Here is a 5,984-nt window from a genome sequence, read left to right as displayed (position 1 = left end):
ACTGAGGTCGGCACTACTGAGGTCGGCACCTCTGAGGTTGGCATCTCTGAGGTCGGCACTACTGAGGTAGGCACGATTGAGGTAGGCACGATTGAGGTCGGCACCTCTGAGGTCGGCACGATTGAGGTAGGCACTACTGAGGTCGGCACCTCTGAGGTCGGCACGATTGAGGTAGGCACGATTGAGGTAGGCACCTCTGAGGTAGGCACTACTGAGGTCGGCACCTCTGAGAAACTTACCTACTATTTTCGCAAAAACCTCATCCCCAAGACATTGACTATAACCAATAATCCTCAATAGTTTTGTTTTCTCAAAGTCTTCACTATCAGGTTGACCGCAAGGATAAAAATGCAACTGCTCCTGCAACTCCTCCTGAGACTGCCCATAACGATGCAACTCAAACAACAAAATCATCACATTCAACCCTGTATAAATATTCGCCCGACGTTGCCCAGACTCAATACCCCACTGCTGCAACTGCCTCGCCTTTTTCTGAGGTAAAGTTTCCTCCGTCGCCTCAATAAACTCCCCTTCGCACCAGTCTAGATAAAATTCATGCAACCGCTCAAACAACACCATCAACTCAACCTCACTTTTCACCAACAACGCCATCAAATATTCCACAACTTCCACCGTTAAACTGCCATAACCAAACAGATCGTAAACCTGCCATTCCAACTCCTGATCAGACACCACATAAGTCTTACGTCGCTTCCCAGTTTTCTGAGTCAAATCTTCCAGACTCTCTACCATCCGTTTTGCACAGAGAAACTCACCAAAACTCTTATGAAAAAACTCCACGGAATTTTCTGCTCCTGCTGCCGACTTCAAATAAAAAGCAGCTAAAGCATTTTTCAACCCATCCTCTCGTTCATCTTGCCTCGCTTTTTCAATCAACGCCTGCAACTCCTTATATCCCTGCTCCACCAATCGGTCTTCAATCATTTTTATAGCAGCATATTCTCTACCAGACTGCACCACACACAACCCCGCTTCTGCCAACAAAATTTCCAAATCTTCTGACTCCAACTTCGTAATTTCACGATTAAGATTTTTACCCTCTTCTACCCGCTGTTTTTCCAGCACCCACTTCAACGTCTGCTCATAAATCAAAACTTTTGCCCCACCAACATCAGCAGTAGCAAACATCTCTACCTGTAACTGCTTATCCCGGTGCATTGCAGCTAGCAAATACAACAAAAGTGGCTCCCGCGCCAACTCTTGAACCTGCTTCGGACATTGCTCGCTGCACAAAAATTCCCGAAACTTTTCTGCTTCCTCTTCCCCTACAACCGTCTGCCAATTTTGAAACCACTGTTGCTGAATATCATCACCCATCGGCAAAATACTCACCCGCTCCAGATTAGAAGGCATCAACCTTTCAATGCCATAAAGTACCAAAGGTCTCCCCGTCATCAACACCCGATGACCGCGCTCCTGATTTTCTGCTGCCTGTTTCTGAAACTGCCCCACCTGATCTAAAAATACCTTCAACTCATTACTCACTCCCCGCTCCAACAACAACTCATCAAACCCATCCAGCAAAAACAGAAACCGAGTATTGGGGTCTGTCAACCAACCGCTATCAGTCTTAACAAAATTCCAACCGACGGCATCAGCTAAAGTCTCATCAATATTTGCTGCAAAATTTCTGATATCCCGCAACCGAATCAAAATTGGTGTATAAATAGGATGTAATTCCCGGCACACCCAGTCGGCAAACATTCGGCAAAATACACTTTTTCCTCTTCCCGGTCCTGCTTGAATAAATAACACTTGTTTGTTTTTGTTTTCATCCAACAAAATTGTTTTTGCCCACTCCTCAATATTCTGAGATATTGCTCTTTGTTGAACTTTCCCATCGAAGTTAACAAATTTAACTTTTAGTGGTACATAAATTTGCCGAAAAGAGAAATTTTCATCAAATACTTTTGCCAGTGGTTTAGTAGCGATCGCTTCCTCCAAATAATTATCAATACTGGCATAAGCTTCCAAATCTTGCCGCCAACTATCCACATAAATTCCCGCTAATTTTTTAGCATCATTTTTCACTTCTACCACTATTTCCTTAATATAGCGATGGGTACTGCGAGAAATTCTTTCAGTAACAATTTTGGCATTATTTTCATACAAACCAGACTCTTTTAGACGTGCAAATAAAATCTCATCAAATTTTTCTCTCAAAGGTGAATCATAAAAATAAATCAAAGTATTCTTAGCATTTCGGTCATTAAAATTAATATCTTTATCCAAGTTTTGAATCTGTTTTTTTACCGCTTCCGAAGCTTCAGTTTCTGTCAACTTATATTTGATTTCTGGAAAGTCTATAAAAAATTGTCTAATACTTTCTAAATAAGCAACCTGAGCCACTAACTGTACCGCATCTTCTAAGGTTGGTTCCTGACGAGTTTTTTCAACAATAAAAGAAATAATTCCTGTTGCAATAGGCAAAAAAGGTAAATTTTCCCGGACAACTTTTCCCAGGGGATAATTTAACACATCTAAAACAGAATCAACATTTTCAATTAAAGGTTTTAATACCCGAGCATCCCGATTTTCTTGTATTGCTTTTGCTATTTTAAAAACCGCCTTAGCAGACTCAACTCCACCCTTAACAGTTTCCGAGAAATTTAACTCTATTATCACACCAACTTCAGATAAACGTTTTAGGTATTCTTCATCTCCATCGGGAAGAGAAACATTATTAGCTTTTAAAAGATCGTTCAAATCTCTACGAATACCCGTCTTTTTATTAGCGATAGTTGATTTAGCTTTACCCAACTCTTTTGCTATTTCCTCATCTGAGGTGCTTCGCAGCATCAGACGCAAAATAGTCATATAATCGCCAGTTACTTTGACTCCTCTCAAGCGCAATTTTTCTTCAAGGACGCTCCAAATCAAGTCATTGTGGGCCAAGTTGAACTCAATCTCTGTATTGAGAACTCTCCAGATATTCCGAAATAAACGTCCTGCCATATCTCAAATAAGTAAATAAATAGTATAATAAAAGTATCTTTTAGGTGGAGCAACCTATATTTTTGTTTTTTGCCTTTTAATACCCAGATAACGTGCATCAATATTGGATATTTCTGTTGATGGACATTTTTAGGCCATCAGGCAATTTCGAGTCAACCTAGTTGCCTACTTTATAATTTTTATCCCTGGATGTACTTTTCAGGAATGTTAGTAATAATATAGTATAAAATAAGTAAACAAGTTAATGAGGTGATTAGAAAATGTGGGACATTTTTTTGCAGATAGTAGTATTACTTGGGAGAATTATTTTGAGCAGCATGGCCGGATTCTTCTTGAAAAAGATATGGCGGAGAGTGCGACGTTCTCATTGGTTGACTGTTACACTAACCTTTTTCAAGGAGAAACTGTGGCCTTTTCGTAAGAAGTAATTGTTCCAAAGATGGCAACTATATTAGCAAGGAGGTGATAGAAATATGGAAGCTAAAAAAATAATACAACAGCTTTTGCAGACTGTTCTTACCATTGCTGCAAAAGCTGTTTTTGAGTTGAGATACTGGAGAACTTTACGTTCCTAGCAGAAGTAGCTTCTCCCTAGAGATAAGGAATGGCCGTTCCTTATCTCTATCAGTATCCAAAATCTAATTATAACTCAGATATAGCTACTTGTCATGTATTAGAGCAGTAATGATATCAATAAAGACTAAACTCAAAGTTAATAATAAACAAAAAACCATACTTGCTAAACACGCTGGTGTAGCTCGTCATGCTTATAATTGGGGAATAGAGTTTTATCCAACAGTCTTATGTTTTGTCTGAGTTGCCGGAAAGCGATCGCTCACCTATATCGAAAATAGCAGCAGCAAAATTGTTAAACTGCGTTTTGATATTACACTTCTTACTCTCCTTTGATAAAACTTTTTAGAATCCCGATAATCTGACCTAAATTCCCTAAAAAATATTCATTTATATCAATAGTAATAGTTTGACTTTCTAGCTCCAAAAATTTCCAGAGACTACCCGTTGTAATAACTCCATAAATTTTTTCAACTTGATTTCCTTTTTGCTGATTAAATAACTGAGCAGCAATCATTTCTGCCATACATTGACCTAAACCTGTTTCTATATTGTCATTTTTGGCCTCCACTAAAGTAATAACTGGAGCTTCTATAATTAACTGTTTAGAGGATTTGCTAATCAGAAAATCGCAAAATCCATTTAAACCTCTCTGGGAATCGACTGTAAATTCTTTGCCAGAAAATAGACTTATTTGATTTGATAATTGTTTTTTTAGTTCAATTAAGATTGGCATAACTATCAGCTCAGAACGAGATTTTTCTGAGTTAATTGCCAGAGCTAATGGGATATTATAATCCAGAGTTTCCGATAAAAATTCGCTGTATTGTGATTCTGGTGTTTTGGCAAATATGCCGATTTTTTCTGAGACTAAAATGCCAAATTCTGATTTGATTTGTTCGATTGTAAATTGACTGTAAGACATTGATAAAATGGATAATGAATAATGAAAGAATCAGGACTTACGCAAAGGTACTATATATAGAGTATTGCTCAGTTACGCTACCGCTTTTCATGTCGCGCTCGCTATAAGTTTCATGTCGGATCTTAGCTGAAAACATACCCTACTGGACTATTTTAGTTGAAACAATCCACTACCAATAGCTTTCTAATAATCAAGTTTTTATTTGTAGTATAGCTCTGAGCAATAACTCTAGAAGTTGCTCAGAGTTATACTACTGGACTGTTTCATCTTAAATGATGCAATAGGCTTTTTTCTCCCTTACCACCTTGTCCTCCTTGTCCTCCTTGTCTTCCTTGTCTTCCCACAACCTAAAATAATCATGCACAGTTTTAGCTGAAACAGTCCACTACGATCCTAATTATAACTATTCTACCGGACATGATATAATACCAATTAAAAAAAAGAATGTTTGGAATAATAACTGATAAATGACTAACTACTTATCAACATATTTTTTAGTATCTCATGGTAGTCGTGACCCACGACCAAACCTAGAATTAAATAGACTAGCTGAACTTTTATCTAGACAAATACCTTTAAGTAAATTTTTCAGGAAGCAGAACAATATACTAAAATCTCCTGTTATTAGTACAGGGGTATTAGAACTTGGACCGAAATCTTTACACGAACAAATTGAGGATTTTTGGCAATACACACGATCGCTCGATATTACTCAAATGCAAATAATACCTTTATTCCTTTTGCCGGGAGTTCATGTCACAGAAGATATTCCTGCTGAAATTGAGATATTCCGAGAGCGGGTAAGAGCGATCGCAACCTCAGATATTTTTCTGCACGAGCAACAGAGTAACTTGAAGCTTGAAAATCAATTAGAAATTGATACTCCTGTTAAAATCAATTTGTATCCCTATATTGGTTCCCATCCAAAAATGGCAAATTTACTAGCAACTAAAATAACTTCTGTGAGTGCTGATGCTTGGGTACTTATTTCTCATGGTAGTCGCCGTCCTGGTGGTAATGAAGTTGTGGAAAAAATATCCCAGTCCCTCGCTAGTAGTTGCCAAGTTATGGTTTCTACTGCTTATTGGAGTGTTCCTCCTGACCTCAAGTCTAGGGTTGAGATCTTGGTTAAACAAGGATATCGAGAAATTGGAATTTTGCCTTATTTTCTGTTTAATGGGGGAATTACTGACGCGATCGCTGATACGGTAGATCAACTCTCTCAAATATATCCTACTATTAAGTTTCGTCTGAATACTCCTCTTGGTGCAACAGAGGAATTAGCAAACTTGGTTTCAGATTTGATAACAAGTAAGGAAGAAGACTTTAGTAAGGCGTAGTGCCGTGTCAAGCTTAAAATGGTGTGTTGGAGCGAACAACAAACGAAGACCTCTCCCCCAACCCCTCTCCTGCGAGGAGAGGGGAGTAATCTTCCCCCTTCCCTTGCAGGGAAGGGGGTTGGGGGGTTAGGTTCTTTAATCCACATTTTCAAGCTTGACACGCCAGTAGA

At 38.7% G+C, this 5,984-nt stretch carries 4 protein-coding genes; 2 read left to right on the top strand and 2 right to left on the bottom strand.

Annotation, left to right across the window (positions count from 1 at the left end; translation table 11 throughout):
• Window positions 1–2,976 (bottom strand): NACHT domain-containing protein (locus tag F6K40_RS38150; RefSeq protein WP_293144886.1); only part of this gene is annotated, 2,976 nt, incomplete at its 3' end.
• Window positions 2,977–3,660: 684 nt separating this feature from the next.
• On the opposite strand from F6K40_RS38150, the gene F6K40_RS38145 reads away from it, so the two are divergent.
• Window positions 3,661–3,792, top strand: a complete 132-nt coding sequence (locus tag F6K40_RS38145) for a helix-turn-helix domain-containing protein (protein ID WP_293144883.1) — start codon at window positions 3,661–3,663, stop codon at window positions 3,790–3,792.
• Window positions 3,793–3,871: 79 nt separating this feature from the next.
• Here F6K40_RS38145 and F6K40_RS38140 read toward each other — a convergent pair whose 3' ends face one another.
• Window positions 3,872–4,474 (bottom strand): hypothetical protein, encoded by a 603-nt coding sequence (locus F6K40_RS38140; protein ID WP_293144880.1) that lies wholly within the window; start codon window positions 4,472–4,474, stop codon window positions 3,872–3,874.
• A 467-nt stretch (window positions 4,475–4,941) separates the two neighbouring features.
• Between F6K40_RS38140 and F6K40_RS38135 the strand changes: the two genes are divergently transcribed.
• The gene (locus tag F6K40_RS38135) at window positions 4,942–5,814 is read left to right on the top strand and encodes a sirohydrochlorin chelatase (RefSeq protein WP_293144877.1); all 873 of its coding nucleotides are present in this window, start codon (window positions 4,942–4,944) and stop codon (window positions 5,812–5,814) included.
• The last annotated feature ends 170 nt before the right edge of the window (window positions 5,815–5,984 follow it).

It is taken from the genome of Okeania sp. SIO3I5 (assembly GCF_010672085.1).
In the GTDB taxonomy this organism is placed as follows: Bacteria; Cyanobacteriota; Cyanobacteriia; order Cyanobacteriales; family Microcoleaceae; genus Trichodesmium.
This window is presented reverse-complemented; position numbering and strand designations above follow the sequence as displayed.